Below are 16,206 nucleotides of genomic sequence, written 5' to 3' on the forward strand. Positions count from 1 at the left end.
CCAATAATTAAACATTATGCTTATGCAAGTCAAAAGTCATCTTTCGGTACTGATTCACGATTTGGCCAATAAATACGGCGATAAAACTGCACTTACGTTCAAGAAGTTTGGCAGCGACAAGTGGCAGTCTGTGTCATGGAATCAGTTTTCGCTGAGAGTGAAACAAGTGAGCAATGCTTTGCTGAACATCGGTGCAAAGCCGCATGACAAGATTGCTGTTTTCTCCCAGAATTGCGTGCATTATCTCTATACCGACTTTGGTGCTTATGGCATCAAGGTGTGTTCGATTCCCTTTTATGCTACCAGCAGCGAGCAGCAGATACAATATATGATTAACGACGGACAGGTGCGCTTCCTCTTTGTAGGCGAGCAGGATCAGTACGACAAGGCACATCGTGTCTTTGCTCTCTGTCCTTCGTTGGAGCGTATCATCATCTTCGACTCCAGCGTGCGCATCAGTACTCACGACCCGGCTGCCCTTTACTTCAAGGATTTCATCAAGTTGGGCGAGAACCTGCCTCGACAGACAGAGGTGGAGGCTTTGTATCAGTCGGCAAGCATGGATGATATGGCTAACATCCTTTATACCAGTGGTACTACCGGTGACAGCAAGGGAGTCATGCTGACCTATGGACAGTATGATGCTGCCCTGAGAGCCAACGACGAGGTAGTGCCTGTTTCAGAGAAAGACCGTGTCATCAATTTCCTGCCATTTACCCATATCTTTGAGCGTGGATGGGCTTACCTCTGTTTGAGCGAGGGAGCACAGTTGTTTATCAACACTTATCCGCACGAGATTCAGGAGAGCATGCGCCAGGTACATCCTACCTGTATGTGCAGCGTGCCCCGCTTCTGGGAGAAGGTGTATATTGCCGTAAAGGCCAAGATGGATGAGGCTGGTTCTGTACAGAAGAAACTTTTCTATCATGCTCTTGCCGTAGGTCGCAAGCGCAATATAGAGTATATGGCCAATGGCAAGCGTCCTCCTTTGACACTCGAGTTGGAATATAAGATTATCAACAAGACCATCCTGAGCATGGTGCGTAAGCAGTTGGGCTTGGAACATCCTAATATATTCCCCACAGCAGGTGCCTATGTGAGTCCGGAAGTCGAGGAATTTATTCTCTCTGTCGGTATCGGCATGGTCGTAGGCTATGGCTTGACCGAGAGTCTTGCCACGGTATCGTGCGTGCATCTCGACAAGAAGTTTACCATCGGTTCTGTTGGTCGCCCTATCTCCAGTATCCAGATCAAGATAGGCGAGGACAACGAGATATTGCTCAAGGGTCCAACCATTACAAAGGGGTATTATCATCGCGACACCACCAATGCCAAGGTGTTCGATGAGGAGGGCTTCTTCCGTACTGGCGATGCCGGATATATGAAGGATGGCGAGTTGTTCCTCACCGAGCGCATCAAGGACTTGTTCAAGACATCTAATGGCAAGTATATCGCTCCCCAGCAGGTGGAGTCGCTGTTGCTTGTTGACAAGTTTATCGACCAGGTGGCTGTCATTGCTGACCAGCGCAAGTTTGTGTCTGCACTCATCGTGCCGGAGTTCCGACTTGTTGAGGACTGGGCACGCGAGCATCATATCGCCTTTAGCAGTCGTGAGGATCTTTGTGCCAACGAACAGGTGAAGAAGATGCTGCAGGAGCGCATCAACACCTTGCAACAACAGTTGGCCTATTACGAGCAGATCAAGCGTATCACACTCTTGCCTCATCACTTCTCTATGGAGTCGGGCGAGTTGACCAATACGCTGAAGATCCGCCGCCCTATTATCAATAAGAACTATCAGGCAGAGATTGACAAAATGTATGAGGAGTAATATGCAGCATAAGGCTATTGGCTAAAAACTCCTTTGAGACTGAAGAAAGAAGCGGTAACGGATTTGACTGCTATAACTTCAATAATTTATAATAAATTAATGATAACAGCTGACCAATTGAAGGATGTGATGGAGCGCGCTGACGCCCTGCATCGCTATCTCAATATAGACCAGAAACAGGTGGAGTTCGAGGAAGAACAACTCCGCACACAGGCTCCCGATTTCTGGGAGGACCCAAAGTATGCCCAGGAACAGATGAAGAAAGTGAAGGGTATACAGAAGTGGATAGACGGCTACAAGACCGTGCGCCAGTATGCAGACGAGCTGCAGTTGGCTTTCGACTTCTACAAAGACGAAATGGTGACCGAGGAAGAGGTAGACGCCGACTACGATAAGGCCATCAAGGCCATAGAGGACTTGGAGTTGAAGAACATGCTGCGCCAGAAGGAAGACCCGATGGACTGTGTGCTGAAGATCAACTCAGGTGCCGGAGGTACCGAGAGTCAGGATTGGGCTTCCATGCTGATGCGTATGTATATGCGCTGGGCTGAGGCTCATGGCTACAAAGTGACCATTACCGATATGCAGGAAGGCGATGAGGCAGGTATCAAGAGCGTTACCATGACGATAGAAGGCAACGAGTACGCCTATGGTTATCTGAAGAGCGAGAATGGTGTGCATCGTCTGGTGCGTGTGTCGCCTTTCAATGCTCAGGGCAAGCGTATGACCAGTTTCGCAAGTGTCTTCGTTACGCCGTTGGTCGACGAGACTATTGAGGTATATGTAGACCCAGCCAAGTTGTCATGGGATACCTTCCGCTCCAGTGGTGCCGGAGGTCAGAATGTCAACAAGGTGGAGTCGGGTGTGCGTCTGCGTTATTGGTATACTGATCCCGACACAGGCGAGGAAGAGGAAATCCTCATCGAGAATACCGAGACGCGCGACCAGCCTAAGAACCGTGCCAAGGCTCTGCTTCTCTTGAAAAGTCAACTCTACGACCGCGCCATGAAGAAGCGCCTTGAGGCGAAGGCGAAGATAGAGGCAGGCAAGAAGAAGATAGAGTGGGGAAGCCAGATTCGCAGTTATGTGTTCGATGACCGTCGTGTCAAAGACCATCGCACCAACTATCAGACATCCGATGTCGATGGCGTGATGGATGGCAAGATAGACGGATTCATCAAGGCTTACCTGATGGAGTTCCCCTCTGAGAATGAAGAATAGTAATAACCTAATAATATAGAACGACTATGAGTAGTAATAAAGAATTAAGAAAGTCAAAGCATGCTGCTTACGAGAAGAAGCAGGCTGAAAAGGGTGAGAGAATCATCAAGTGGATATTTTTCGTGCTGATAGTATTGGCCATTTGTTTTGCCATCTATTCGGCTACTATCGTGTAACGGATCATATCCTGACATAACAGAAATAAAAAATGAGTGGACTGGAAATAGAGAGAAAGTTCCTTGTCAAGAAAGGCGACGCATACAAGAGCGCCGCCTTTTCTGATAGTCATATTCAGCAGGGCTATATCCCTGCGCAGGGAGCTACGGTGAGAGTGCGCACACGCGACGACAAGGCTTACCTTACCATCAAGGGTAAGTCGGTGAATGGTGGCATGACGCGTTATGAGTTTGAAAAAGAAATCACGCTCGACGAGGCACAGCATCTGCTGCAGTTGTGCCAGGGTGGCGTCATCGACAAGCGTCGCTATCTGGTAAAGAGTGGCAATCATGTCTTTGAGGTCGACGAGTTCTATGGCGACAACCAGGGACTGGTCATGGCAGAGGTGGAACTGGGCAGTGAGGATGAGGCCTACGAGAAGCCCGACTTCATAGGTCGTGAGGTGACGGGCGACAAACGTTTTTACAATTCTCATTTGCTTGTCAATCCCTTCTGCAAGTGGCGTGACAGTCTGCCGGAAGAATAGTTTATACTGATTAAGTAACCTTGCTCTATTAGCATCAAGTTGCCTTTTTGTAGTCAATTCGCATTTTTACTTTCAATTTATACGTTTATATGCAAAATATTTTATAATTTTGCAGTCGTATTATAGAGAAAGGATAAAAATGACAGAATTAGATAGAGGTAGTTTTGGTAGCAAGATAGGATTGATTCTTGCTACTGCAGGTGGTGCTGTAGGTTTAGGCAATGTATGGCGCTTTCCTTATATGGCAGGCCAGGAAGGTGGTGCTGCCTTCATCTTGGTTTATATAGGGTGTGTGCTCCTTTTGGGCATTCCCTGTATGATTTCCGAGTTTATCATAGGCCGTCATGGTGCTTCGAATACAGCCCGTGCCTATACCAAGCTGTCGAAAGGAAAGGCATGGAAGTGGGTGGGCTACTTGGAGGTGCTTACCGGTTTCCTTATTACGGGCTATTATGCCGTCGTGTCGGGCTGGTGCCTACAGTATGTGTATGCCAGCATCATGGGCGAGCTGCATGGCGACCCAACCTTTGTGGCAGAGTACTTCAAGGAGTTCTCTGCCGATCCTATACGGCCTGTCATGTGGACGGTAGTCATCTTTCTGATTTGTCATTTTGTGATTATCCATGGTGTTCGTGGAGGTATTGAGAAGGCGTCAAAGATCATGATGCCCGTCTTGTTCATCCTCCTGCTTATCATCGTGGTGGCAGCCTGCCTGTTGCCTAATGCCGGAAAGGGCGTTGAGTTCTTGCTGAAGCCCGACTTTTCCAAGGTGGACAACGGCGTTTTCTTGGGTGCCTTGGGGCAGTCGTTCTATTCGCTCAGCATCGGTATGGGTTGTATCTGTACCTATGCTTCCTATTTCAGCCGACAGACCAATCTGTTCAAGACAGCTCTGCAGATATCGGTCATCGACTTCATGGTGGCGATACTTGCCGGACTGATGATCTTCCCTGCGGCTTTCTCTGTGGGAGTTTCGCCCGACAGTGGCCCGTCGCTCATCTTCATCACCCTGCCCAATGTGTTTAATGAGGCTTTTGCCGCAGTACCTGTCTTGGGCTGGACTATCTCGCTGTTGTTTTATGTTCTTTTGTCCTTGGCGGCTCTTACATCGCTCATGTCACTCCATGAGGTCAACACCTCTTTCTTCTATGAGGAGCTGAAGATAGGCCGCAAGAGTGGCGCTTTGATTGTCACCGTGTCTTGTGCGGTGATAGGTGCTTTCTGCTCGCTGTCTTTAGGGGCTACAGATGCGCTCACGTTTGCCGGCAAGTCGTTGTTCGACTGGTTCGACTTTGTCACGGGGCAGGTGTTCCTGCCTGTAGCAGGCTTCCTTACCTGTCTGTTCGTAGGCTGGTATGTGCCCAAGAAGCTGGTCAGGGACGAGTTTACCAACTGGGGAACATTGAAGGGAAATCTCTTCTTCGTCTATCTGTTCTTGGTGCGTTTCGTGTGCCCAGTACTCATCCTTTTGGTATTCCTCAATCAGTTGGGACTTCTCGAAGGCATTCTGTAAGGGGGTAAATCAATCATATCAACCGTATAAAAAAAGAAAAAATGGAAAACAGCAGAGGCAGCTTTGGCAGCAAGTTGGGCGTGATCCTTGCTACGGCAGGATCGGCAGTGGGCTTGGGCAATATATGGCGCTTTCCCTATATGACAGGGCAGAATGGTGGCGCAGCCTTCATTCTTATCTATCTGGTGTGTATCTTTATGTTGGGCATTCCCGGCATGGTGGCTGAGTTTATCATCGGTCGTCATTCTGCTGCCAATGCTGCGCGGTCGTATAAGAATCTTTCCAACGGCAAGCCCTGGGGCGTTATCGGCTACATGGGTGTCTTTACTTCAATGATTATCCTGGGCTTCTATGCGGTGGTGGCTGGCTGGTGCCTACAGTATCTCTATGCCAGCATCATGGCCGAGGTGCAGGGCGATGCCAATTTCGTAAAGGAGTACTTTGCCTCTTTCTCTTCGGATGCGGTGCGGCCCACTTTGTGGACCATCGCCTTCATCCTGCTGACTCATGTGGTCGTGGTCAAGGGTGTACGCAATGGTATAGAGCGTGCTTCCAAGATACTGATGCCGCTGCTCTTTGTGCTGTTGGTGGTGCTGGTAGTTGCTTCCTGCTCTTTGCAGGGAGCCTGGAAGGGTGTGGAGTTCTTGCTGAAGCCCGATTTCTCTAAGGTAGACCCGAATGTGATGATAGAGGCTTTGGGACAGGCTTTCTTCTCGCTGAGTCTTGGCACGGCCTGCCTTTGTACCTATGCCTCCTACTTCAGCCGTCAGACCAATCTTCTCAAAACTGCCACACAGATAGCTTTCCTCGATACGCTGATAGCCATTCTGGCTGGACTGATGATTTTTCCTGCAGCATTCTCCGTGGGCGTGCAGCCCGACAGCGGTCCGTCGCTTATCTTCATCACCCTGCCCAATGTGTTCAATGAGGCTTTTGCTTCCATGCCTGTGGTGGGTTATGTCATCTCGGTGCTTTTCTATGCCCTGCTTGTGTTGGCGGCGCTTACCTCTACCATCTCCATGCACGAGATAGGTACGGCTTTCTTCTATGAGGAGATGCATATCTCCCGCCGTGGTGGAGCCTGGATAGAGACGGTGGCTTGTTGTGTGATAGGTATCTTCTGTGCCTTGTCTTGTGGTGCGGCTCCCGAACTCACCTTCTTTGGCAAGTCGTTTCTCAACTGTTGCGACAATTTTACGGCACAATGGCTCATGCCGATGGCTTCTTTCTTCACCTGTATCTTTGTGGGATGGTATATTCCTAAGAAGGTAGTGCATGACGAGTTTACCAATTGGTCAACCCTTCGTGGCAGGTTCTTTGGCGTTTATCTTTTCATGGTTCGTTTCGTCTGCCCTCTTTGCATCCTCATTATTTTCCTGCATCAGTTGGGCGTACTTTAACGCTTCGCCTGTCATTCGTCAATCTTCGCATTTTACGTGAACCAAATCCGCATCTTATTCGTACGACACGTAAGGTTCCAGACGTTCTATCTGTGCAGGAGGAAAAGTCTTGAGGAGCGATAATTGCCGCAGACTCTTAATGGGACCATGCAGTCGGCGATAGTCGCAGATATCGCGTGCCTGGTAGAAGTTGAGATAGGGATGTCGGCGAAGCTGACTCATCGAGAGCTTGTTGATCTTCAGTTTCGTTATCTTGTCTTTCTCTACTTGCATGAATGACAGCGCCTCTTCAGGGAAACCTTCAATCTCCATCAGTTGGTTGGCATTGACGTATCCACCCAAACGCTCCCGGTATCTCACGATGGCACGCGAGTATGCGCTTCCGATACCTGGAATCTTCTTCAGTTCGGTGGTGTCGGCAGAGTTCAGGCTGACATGCTCGCCAGCTTTCAACTTCTGTGGATAACTGTAAATCTTCTCTTCGGTCTTCTCGCCAGTGGCTTGGCCTTTCTCCGTTTTCCCTTCTTCTCTCGCTTGTCGGTTGTAAGCGTAGTCTTTTTGCTGTCCGTAGTAGTCGGATGCTGGTCGGTAGTCTTCACCTATTATTATATAGGGGCGTAAGGTCTCGTATTGTTTCTTGGTGAGACCATAAAGACGGGCAAAGTCTTCGGGTCGTCTGTAGATACCACCCTTGGCACGGTAACGGTAGATGTTTCTCACCTGCCATTCCTGCAACCCCAGCCTGAGCAGGTCGGTGCTGTCGGCTGTATTGGGATCGAAGGCGAAAACTTCGTGTATCTCTTCGTCTACCTTATAATATAAAGGATGTTCCTTGTCTACGCGTTCCGGGTGCTGGGTGAGGGTAGAGTCGGCAACTCCCTGGTGGGAACCGTCGTCCTCGCCTCCGATGAAGATAATAAGTGAGCAAATGATAGCTATTATCATCAATATGACGATAATTGCGTTTCGATCGTTGCGTTGAAGATAAAATATACTTCTCATAAAAGTCGGGATTAGGCGACTCGAACGCCCGACCCCTACGTCCCGAACGTAGTGCGCTACCAACTGCGCTAAATCCCGATAGGTTTATTCTAAAACCTCATGCAAAGGTAAGAAAATAGGATGAAAAGTCCAAGTAATATGTCTTTTTTTTGCTTTTTTGAAAGAAAGTTGCTGAAATATTTGCAAGAACCAAAATAAAATGTTACCTTTGCACCCGCAAATAAGGCTTCCCGCCTTGTGAGGCATAAATTATAATGGTGCCATAGCTCAGTTGGTAGAGCAAAGGACTGAAAATCCTTGTGTCCCCGGTTCGATTCCTGGTGGTACCACACAAAAGGCTGACTTTCTTACGAGAGTCAGCTTTTTTGTTTCTCTTCAAGTAAAGTGCTCAAAAGATTTCTTACGCTCCTTTTGTTGTTTTTCCTCGGAAGTTGTAACAACTCAGCGCCCCCTTAGCCATAAGTAGTTACTTTAATACTATACAAATTGTTTTCTGTTCATTATGAATTTGTTCTGTCTCTGTAGATAAATCTCCGTTCCGTGATACGGAATGTGCATTCCGTACTTTGGAACGGCCGTTCCGTATCACGGAATGGCGGTTCCGTATCACGGAACGGAGATTATTCTAGGCTAAACAAAACATTTATATAGTATAAGAGCAAGATTTTTCCAGTATAAGCGACAGTTTCTTTGGGTTAATTTTGTTCCTTTTTGTGCCATTTTGATAGTCTTTTGCCTTGGTGAATGATAAATTGTCAGAACGCCACTTCTGAAAACGTTTGCGTAGCTTTTTTGACGAAAACGTATCCGTCCTTTATTATTTTGTTTTAATTTTGCAGCAGATACTTAAAACAACAAATCTACTAAATGCTAAAAACAATGAAAAAAATGTACTTCATGTTGTTAGGAGCGCTTTTGTCTACTGCTGTGATGGCAGACAACAAGCAAACCGTAACAATCGACGGCTCGCAGGTTAGCAAGACCGTCAAAGAAATCACCTTCGATGGTGACAATGTAACTCTTACTTACGACGATGAGACTACTGAGACTCAAGACATGTCGCTTGTGAAACTTTCTTTTGCTTATATCACTACAGGTATCAGCAACATTGAGACAAGCAACAAGGTTCTTGCAGGCAAAGTGTTTAACCTCAATGGCCAGCTTGTGGGTACTTCTACCCAGAACCTGAGCAAGGGTATCTACATCGTGAATGGTAAGAAAGTAATCATCAAGTAAAAAAGGAGGAACGTAAAATGAAGAAAATGGTATTTACTTTGGCACTCCTCTTGATGAGTTTGAGTGCTGCCATGGCACAGACATGGACATTTGGTGCCATGAGTGAGGCTGATAAGGCTTTATGTGCAGCTGATGCTAATTGGGTATTGGGAACCGATCGCTATTGCTATACCTTAGCTTTGGAGAATGAAGCTCTTGTAGCAAATGGCTCAGAATTGGCTTATGCTAAGGGCTTGAAGTTTACTGCTGGTGCTCCTACAACAAAAGATGAAGGAAAGGCTAAGGTGCGTTTGAACTATGGAAATTCTCGTTTGGAATTGAATGGAAACGGAATTGTATTGACTATTCCAAGTTTGAAGGCTGGTCAGAAAGTAACTGTTAGTTGCTGTACTGGTAAAACTGACGTTGCTCGTGGTTTGAATGCAACAAACATTACTCCTGTTTCTGGTTCTTTTAATGCTACTTCTGCAGATAAAGTAACAAACGTCGGAACGGTAACTGCTGATGGTGATGTTGTTTTGACCACAAATGTTGGTGGTATGTACATCTACAGCATCAAGGTTGAGACAGTAGGTGGCGGATCTACCGTTACTCCTGGTTCTACCGACAAAATTACCAATGCCGTTGCTCGTAACAGCAAGGTCAATCAGATGTATGTTACCACCAAGTCGGGTGATGTGAAGTATTATAATACTGCAGACTTGACAAGTGTGAAGTTCGAAGGTGATAAGACCATCATTGCTCCTAAGTCAGGTGCTGAAAATGATGAATATGATGCTTCTGTTCAGGCCATCAGCTTTGCTAAAAAGGCCGATCAGGGCGAAAGTGGTGATGTTGACAATCCTGCAGGTGTGATTCAGATTACTGAGGCTAAGGGCTGGCAGGAGTCTGCCTACCTGAAGTGGGCTCCATTCGAGGGTGCTTCTTCTTATAATGTATATGTAGATGACAAGAAGATTGATGCTCAGCTGATTCGTCAGTATGCTTCTTACTATCGTGCTGATGTTCTCGGTTTGAAGGCTGGTACTTATTCTGTAAAGGTTGTCCCTGTCAATGCTGAAGGTACAGAGATTGCTGGTGCCAATACTGCTTCTAACTTGGTAGTAAAGAGCTACAACCGTGAGGGCTTTGCTCATTTCAAGTATGATGGTGTAGGTGCTTATAATAATGATGGTACATTGAAGGCTGGTGCTAAGGTGCTGTATATTACAGCCAAGACCGCTAAGACAGTTTCTACAACCGTCAATACAGGTAAGTCAGAGACTATTACTGGTCTTCAGTCTATTATTGATGCTTATTCTAAAGGTAAGGATAAAACTCCTATCGCATTCCGTATCATTGGTAAGGTTAGTCTTTCTGATTTGGATCACATTTCAAGTTCTGCAGAAGGTTTGCAGATTAAGGGAGCTACTATGAATATGACATTCGAAGGTGTTGGTGATGATGCTACCGTATATGGCTTCGGCTTCTTGCTTAGAGAGGCTGAGAGTGTAGAGTTCCGTAACTTTGCTATCATGCGTTGCCTGGATGATGCTATGTCTCTTGATACTGATAACTCTCATGTATGGATTCACAACATGGATCTCTTCTATGGCAAGAAGGGTGGTGCTGCCGACCAGGCTAAGGGTGACGGTACTGTAGATATCAAGGGCGATTCTAAGTATGTTACTGTAGCTTACAACCGCTTCTGGGATAATGGTAAGGCTTCTATGTGTGGTATGAAGAGTGAGACTGGTGAAAACTGGATTACTTATCATCACAACTGGTTCGACCATTCAGACTCTCGTATGGCTCGCGTTCGTACCATGAGTGTTCACATGTACAACAACTACTATCAGCATTGTGATGTTTATGGTATTGGTGCAACCAGTGGTTCAAGTATATTCATGGAGTCTAACTACTTTGATGCTGTTAAGCGTCCTATCATGAGCTCTTTGCAGGGTACTGATGCTATGGGTGATGGTACTTTCTCTGGTGAGAAAGGTGGCTTGATTAAAGCGTACGGCAATGTATTTGTCAACAAACCTGATAACTTCAGCTATATCACATACGCAGACAATAATACAAGCTTTGATGCATACGAGGTTTCTGCCCCAAGTGAGCAGGTTCCTTCAAGCGTAAAGACTTTGGTAGGTGGTACTTCTTACAACAACTTCGATACCAACTCAAGCCTCATGTATGCATACGCTGCAGATAAGGCAGAAGATGTTCCTGCTATTGTAGAAGGCTTCTATGGCGCAGGTCGTTTGAATCATGGTGATATTGATTTCGTTATTCCTGATGAGACAGTCGTAACAAATGGTCACCAGCAGCCATGGCCTGCTTTGGCAAGCATTCTTGATGCTTATACTTCTGGTGTTGTTAAAGTGTTCGGTGATAGCAATGCAACTGGCGAAGGTGGTTCTACAGAAGGTGGCGAGACAGGTGGCTCTGGTTCTGGCGAAGGCTCTGGTTCTGGCGAAGGTGGTAGCACAGGCGGCTCTACTGGTGGTACAGAAGGTGGCAGCACAGTAACTCCTATTGAGGGTACAGTAATTTGTAGTTTTACTGCGAACGGAAAAGAGGCTGTTCCTTCTAATAGTGCATTTGTTTTGACAGGTTCAGCTAAGAATGTAAAAGTAGAAGATACTGTTATCGAAGGTACTACTTATTCTGCAAGTCTTAAGATGGAATCTAATACAGAAGTTTCTTTCACCACATCTCAGAAGATGACTCTGTATGTATATTATGGTACTTCTGGTACAAAAACTAATGTAAAGGTAGATGGTGTGAAGCAGGCAGGAGCTCCTACAACAGTTGTACTTGAGGCTGGCGCTCATAAGATTACAAAGGGTGATTCTTCCGCAATCGCTCTCATTAAACTTGTACCTGTAACAGAATAATAAACATTTTTTCCTCAATGAGGAAAGATATATAAAATGAAACAAACTAAGGGCTGTCTTTTCGTGATGAGGACAGCCCTTTTTTCTCAAAACAAAAATAAATCAAAAACTAATCCTACAATGAAACAAATTAACACTACCGTTTCTGCACAGTTCAAGGCTGTTTGTCGTAAAACCCTTTTGGCTTCTGCTTTGCTCTGTGGCTTCTCTATGATGGCAAATGCGCAGACACAAGATGGTCGTGATTTCTCTATTGATGGCTTTGCAGCCTACGAAGGTGTGGCAGGCTCTAATTGGTATCGTGCTGGTGGTACCACTGGTGGTGCTGGTGGTAAGGTCGTAAAGGCCAATACTTTCTCTGAACTACAGGCCTATCTCCAGGCAACTGACCCATATATTGTTATCGTAGATCATGATATTACTACAGGCATCAAGTGCTATGTGGATGATCTGAGTACTGGTCGTTTGCTTGACGACCAGAGTGGTAAGTCTGGCGTGGAGTCTGTCTATGGTGAGCGCATTATGGTAGCCCCTAACAAGACTTTGATTGGTGTGGTGGACCCTGCAACAGGCAAGGCTCCTCTCTTTTCTCATATCACCTTCGTGATGCAGTCGGTTGATAACATTATTATCCGTAACTGTCGTTTCACCATGAAGGGTGTACCTGTGCTCAGAACTGGTGAAAATAAGATTGTGGCTTGGCGTAATGGTGCACAAGTAGAAGTGGGCGACCCTGACTGCATCGGAATCCAGGCAGATAAGGTAAGTGCCAAGACCAACTGGGGTGGACATATCTGGATTGACCACTGTGAGTTCTTCAATGGTGATGCTGCCAATAAAGACCGCTACGATGGTTTGCTCGACTGCAAGAACAATGTGCAGTGGATGACATTCAGCTATAACTATTTCCACGACCATGACAAGAGTTGCTTGTGGGGTAAGGGTGATTCAGATGTTTATGAGAACTGCCGCACCATCTCTTTCCATCATAATTTCTTTGATCAGATAGAAGGCTCCCGTCTTCCTCTCCAGCGTGGTGGTCATGTACATTATTATAATAACTATATGCGTGGTTGCGAGGATGGCTGGGATATCCGTACAGGAGCTGTGGCATACGAAGAAGGTTGCTATTTCGAAGATACGAAGTCGCCTATCCGCTCAGATAGAGGTGGTAGCTTGAATATCTCTAAAGTTGAAGGCTATGATTGTATCTACAAGGGCTGTAACAACTTGATGGAAGGTTATACCAATATTGATGGCGCTAAGATTAGCAAGTCTTTTCCTGTAACCAAGACAGATTGGGTTCCTACTCAAACCACATCCTCTTACATCCAGCATTATCTCGACAAGACAGTGGATGTTCCTGCCATCTGCGAGAAGTATTCTGGCGCAGGCAAGGTAGAAATCTGGAAGGCTTATACCAATGAGATTCCAACAATAGATATAGCCGAGTTCGATCATGCCATCAAGAACTACAGCACTGCCAAGACCTATGATGCAGAAGGAAAGGAAATGTCTGGTGCCTCTACTACTGGCATCGAAATGTTCGATTATGCTGCTGCTCTGACAGCCAAGGCTGAGTACTTCGACCTCTCTGGCAAGCGCCTGTCTGCTCCCTGTCATGGCATCACCATCGTTAAGGCTACCGACGCTCAAGGCCATGTATCCGTCAAGAAAGTTGTGAATATGTAATTGAACTTTCACAAAGTGCTTTAAGTACGGGCTAAGAGCTTCTGCCCCTTCATGGCGTGTGGGGCAAAACTTGCGAAACTTCAGTTGGTAATCAGTATTTTTTAATGGATTACGCAAAAAGCCTTCACCCTTCACCTTGTCATTTCCCCCTTGAAACACTGATAAACACAGGAGATTCCGAGGGAAAAATGAATGGTGAAGGGTTTTTGCGTATTTCTATTTTTTAAAAAAGCAACACGTGGATAGCAGATGTCTTATCGCTTTACGCCTTCGGAATCGACCTTATCCCGAACTGAGGTAGTTTAATACCTTTGTTCGCAAGTGTGATGCTCTGCGGAGTACCTTATTTACTGATAGCTGACGATGCGCTTTTTTAGGGGAAAACGAAGCGCAATTATAATTGACAGAGGCTTCCTATAGTAATGTCCAAGTATTGACAGAGACAAAAGAAAAGCGGGAAGACGCCTGTTGCGTCCTCCCGCCTGATGATTTTTTATAAACTCTAAGTTTATTCTTTCTTCTTTCTTCTTTCTTGAATGCTCGTATTATTTGTTCTTAAAGCCGTAGCCATTCTCGAAGCCACCAGATGATAAGATGTTAGGAGTGAGAGGCCAGAGATAGATAGGAGCCTTTACATAGTCGTAATCCCAGAAGAGATACTTGTAGTACTCGTCATCATAGTTTGCAAGGTCCTTACCCCAGTTTACCTTCTCATAACCATCTGCCTCAAGAGCAGTCTCCTCTTCTGCAGAAAGCTTGTTGAACAAGCCCTTGATAGCGACGTTTGTTAAAGGAGTATCTGTCTTGTAATCCAAGCCGTAAGCCTCCCATTTGTCGTTCTGGCCGCGCCATGAAGGATAGAGTACTGGGTCGTTTTCCTTTCCTTCTGGACACTGTGCTGTCAGTCGGTAACCTTTCTCAGTCTTGGCATCCACGCTCTTGGTATAGATATAGCTTGAGATGGTGTTACCATTCTCGAAGGTGTAATAACCATTAGACTCCAGACCATCCAGCATTCTGCGGGTGAGTTCCTTGATTTCACGAATCTTCTCTGGCAACAGACCAGTACGAATCAAAGTGAAACGACGGTCGCCCTCTCCTGCAAACTCGAAGCCGCGCTCATCGATGACAGCCTTGAGCAGAGAGCCTTCCTTGGCGATAAAACCATCCACATTGGCCTCTGCTGGTGTGCGGAAAGCACGGTTGCGTATCTTGGTAAGGTATGTCTTGGCTTCGGCACTGTTGGCATCGAGTGCGGCGCAAGCCTCGGCATAGCCCAAGTACATTTCAGACAGGCGCATGTAAGGACTATTGATACCCGAACGGCGCTGGTTTTTGGTCCATACCTTTGCCTGGCGATTCTCATCAAACTTGTTGCAGCAGATACCACCGCCAGCAGCTTTAGAGTTAGGTACGAGAGGAATCAGGGTCTCCGTACCCTTACCTGTACTACCTGTAACCGTGAAGCATACGTCACGACGCAAGTCCTTGGGGTCGAACTCGCCATAGTAGAAGGCTGGGTTGGCACGTCCCTGACCGTAAGCCTTGCAAGGATATGCGTTCTTACCGCCACCGCTTGATGCACGACCTAAACAATAAGAGCGCTCACTCTGTGTGGTCACACCACCATCAGAACCCTGGGTGTATGGAACCTCGAAGATACTTTCGTCTGCATAGGTTACATCAGCCTCGTGCATCTGCTGGAAGAAATACTGGTAAGGGTTGCCGAATACGCGTCCCTTATTGTCTTTCTCACGTGGGTCGGTATCGTGGAATATGGCTGTTCCGGAATTATCGATGGCTTTCTTGAAGTAGGTCTTGGCAGTGTTGTAAAGATCCTGCCAGTCTGAACGGCGGCCATATTCTGCACCAGCGTTAGCTGTTCCCATGGTCTCGAAGGTGAGAGGATTGCCCTGACCATCTACTCGCTTGATGTCGCCACGGCGAGTCTGATAGCCTCCTGCCTCCAGAGCCATGCGGCCAATGAGTCCGTCGACGTAGGTACGTGAATAGTAATTCTTGGCATTGGCGGTGTAGTGAGGGCAAGCCCCCAGTACGTACATCAGTGGTTCCACCTTCTTGAGTTGCTCGATGCAGACATCATAGATAGAGTCGCGTGAGGCAATACCGCCAGCAGGCTTGCCGAACTCGGCAGGGCAAGGCACATCGCCAAAGTACTTGATGAGTTCGCGGTAGCAGGTGGCACGCAGTGCTACAGCCTCGCCATAAATCTGACTCTCGTCGGTAGGTTTTGTCTGTGCCATCATCTCGTTGAATCCTTCTTCCTCCTCGAAGGCTGAGGTTATGGCGTTGCACTTACCGATGACATCAAACAGCGCACCGTATGCTCCATCTGTTCCCTCTTTCTGATAAATGAGGAGGTTGTAGTTGCCTACTTCGGTACCATTTCTATAAAGGCCTTCAGGAATATGGCGTCCCAACTGGTTGTTGTGAGCCTCTGGGTGGCGCATGATGTCGGAACCTGCTATATCAGCAGCATAATAAAGTCCGCTACCAAAAACCTGCAGGGTGTAGGCATTCAACATGGACTTTTTGGCACCTTCCAAGGCTGCCCATTTTGTGGTGGTGGTGGAGAATACAAATTCTTTATCAACAGTGGATGGTGAACTTGTCTCCAGATAATCGTTACATGAGGTGGCACCAGAGAGGAGGCCTGCCGCACATAAAGCTATATATAAATATCTATTTTTCATGTCAATATTCAG

At 46.7% G+C, this 16,206-nt stretch carries 11 protein-coding genes and 2 tRNA genes; 10 read left to right on the forward strand and 3 right to left on the reverse strand.

The annotated features are described in order from the left end of the window. Positions 1-22: 22 nt before the first annotated feature. The 6 genes from P3T48_RS01890 to P3T48_RS01915 all read left to right on the forward strand — a co-directional run bounded on the left by P3T48_RS01890 (position 23) and on the right by P3T48_RS01915 (position 6,668). Positions 23-1,831, forward strand: a complete 1,809-nt coding sequence (locus P3T48_RS01890; RefSeq protein ID WP_276505410.1) for an AMP-dependent synthetase/ligase — start codon at positions 23-25, stop codon at positions 1,829-1,831. Positions 1,832-1,930: 99 nt separating this feature from the next. Continuing rightward, positions 1,931-3,052, forward strand: coding sequence for a peptide chain release factor 2 (gene prfB / locus P3T48_RS01895; RefSeq protein WP_276505411.1), 1,122 nt, complete (start codon positions 1,931-1,933; stop codon positions 3,050-3,052). Between the two features lie 26 nt (positions 3,053-3,078). Next, on the forward strand, positions 3,079-3,228 hold the full coding sequence (locus P3T48_RS01900) for a hypothetical protein (protein ID WP_276505412.1): 150 nt from the start codon (positions 3,079-3,081) through the stop codon (positions 3,226-3,228). Positions 3,229-3,260: 32 nt separating this feature from the next. After that, positions 3,261-3,755 (forward strand): CYTH domain-containing protein, encoded by a 495-nt coding sequence (locus P3T48_RS01905; RefSeq protein ID WP_022252097.1) that lies wholly within the window; start codon positions 3,261-3,263, stop codon positions 3,753-3,755. 139 nt (positions 3,756-3,894) lie between these two features. Continuing rightward, a complete protein-coding gene (locus P3T48_RS01910) occupies positions 3,895-5,268 on the forward strand; it encodes a sodium-dependent transporter (protein ID WP_276505413.1) in 1,374 nt (457 codons plus the stop codon). 41 nt (positions 5,269-5,309) lie between these two features. Continuing rightward, on the forward strand, positions 5,310-6,668 hold the full coding sequence (locus P3T48_RS01915) for a sodium-dependent transporter (protein ID WP_276505414.1): 1,359 nt from the start codon (positions 5,310-5,312) through the stop codon (positions 6,666-6,668). Between the two features lie 54 nt (positions 6,669-6,722). On the opposite strand, the gene P3T48_RS01920 is transcribed toward P3T48_RS01915, so the two are convergent. Together P3T48_RS01920 and P3T48_RS01925 are read right to left on the reverse strand one after the other, a co-directional pair. Then, positions 6,723-7,613 carry a ComEA family DNA-binding protein gene (locus tag P3T48_RS01920; protein WP_276505415.1) on the reverse strand — a complete coding sequence of 297 codons (891 nt, stop codon included), beginning with the start codon at positions 7,611-7,613 and terminating at the stop codon, positions 6,723-6,725. A 62-nt stretch (positions 7,614-7,675) separates the two neighbouring features. Then, positions 7,676-7,748, reverse strand: a tRNA-Pro gene (locus P3T48_RS01925). Positions 7,749-7,926: 178 nt separating this feature from the next. Between P3T48_RS01925 and P3T48_RS01930 the strand changes: the two genes are divergently transcribed. The 4 genes from P3T48_RS01930 (at position 7,927) to P3T48_RS01945 (ending at position 13,480) form a co-directional block, all read left to right on the forward strand. Further along, positions 7,927-7,999 (forward strand) — tRNA-Phe (locus P3T48_RS01930). 550 nt (positions 8,000-8,549) lie between these two features. Next, positions 8,550-8,906 (forward strand): subtilase, encoded by a 357-nt coding sequence (locus P3T48_RS01935; RefSeq protein ID WP_276505416.1) that lies wholly within the window; start codon positions 8,550-8,552, stop codon positions 8,904-8,906. A 17-nt stretch (positions 8,907-8,923) separates the two neighbouring features. Continuing rightward, the gene (locus P3T48_RS01940; protein WP_276505417.1) at positions 8,924-11,788 is read left to right on the forward strand and encodes a pectate lyase family protein; all 2,865 of its coding nucleotides are present in this window, start codon (positions 8,924-8,926) and stop codon (positions 11,786-11,788) included. Between the two features lie 120 nt (positions 11,789-11,908). Further along, positions 11,909-13,480 (forward strand): pectate lyase family protein, encoded by a 1,572-nt coding sequence (locus P3T48_RS01945; RefSeq protein ID WP_276505418.1) that lies wholly within the window; start codon positions 11,909-11,911, stop codon positions 13,478-13,480. A 545-nt stretch (positions 13,481-14,025) separates the two neighbouring features. Here the strand turns inward: P3T48_RS01945 and P3T48_RS01950 are convergent. Beyond that, positions 14,026-16,194 (reverse strand): RagB/SusD family nutrient uptake outer membrane protein, encoded by a 2,169-nt coding sequence (locus P3T48_RS01950; RefSeq protein ID WP_276505419.1) that lies wholly within the window; start codon positions 16,192-16,194, stop codon positions 14,026-14,028. Positions 16,195-16,206 lie beyond the last annotated feature (12 nt).

Origin of the sequence: Segatella intestinalis (genome assembly GCF_029348455.1) — a bacterium.
Taxonomy (GTDB): Bacteria; Bacteroidota; Bacteroidia; order Bacteroidales; family Bacteroidaceae; genus Prevotella.

Excerpts from the sequence above, each read along its gene's own strand:
- P3T48_RS01890 (WP_276505410.1), top strand. The coding sequence starts at position 23 with ATGCAAGTCAAAAGTCATCTTTCGGTACTGATTCACGATTTGGCCAAT.
- prfB (WP_276505411.1), top strand. The coding sequence starts at position 1,931 with ATGATAACAGCTGACCAATTGAAGGATGTGATGGAGCGCGCTGACGCC.
- P3T48_RS01900 (WP_276505412.1), top strand. The coding sequence starts at position 3,079 with ATGAGTAGTAATAAAGAATTAAGAAAGTCAAAGCATGCTGCTTACGAG.
- P3T48_RS01905 (WP_022252097.1), top strand. The coding sequence starts at position 3,261 with ATGAGTGGACTGGAAATAGAGAGAAAGTTCCTTGTCAAGAAAGGCGAC.
- P3T48_RS01910 (WP_276505413.1), top strand. The coding sequence starts at position 3,895 with ATGACAGAATTAGATAGAGGTAGTTTTGGTAGCAAGATAGGATTGATT.
- P3T48_RS01915 (WP_276505414.1), top strand. The coding sequence starts at position 5,310 with ATGGAAAACAGCAGAGGCAGCTTTGGCAGCAAGTTGGGCGTGATCCTT.
- P3T48_RS01920 (WP_276505415.1), bottom strand. The coding sequence starts at position 7,613 with ATGATAATAGCTATCATTTGCTCACTTATTATCTTCATCGGAGGCGAG.
- P3T48_RS01935 (WP_276505416.1), top strand. The coding sequence starts at position 8,550 with ATGAAAAAAATGTACTTCATGTTGTTAGGAGCGCTTTTGTCTACTGCT.
- P3T48_RS01940 (WP_276505417.1), top strand. The coding sequence starts at position 8,924 with ATGAAGAAAATGGTATTTACTTTGGCACTCCTCTTGATGAGTTTGAGT.
- P3T48_RS01945 (WP_276505418.1), top strand. The coding sequence starts at position 11,909 with ATGAAACAAATTAACACTACCGTTTCTGCACAGTTCAAGGCTGTTTGT.
- P3T48_RS01950 (WP_276505419.1), bottom strand. The coding sequence starts at position 16,194 with ATGAAAAATAGATATTTATATATAGCTTTATGTGCGGCAGGCCTCCTC.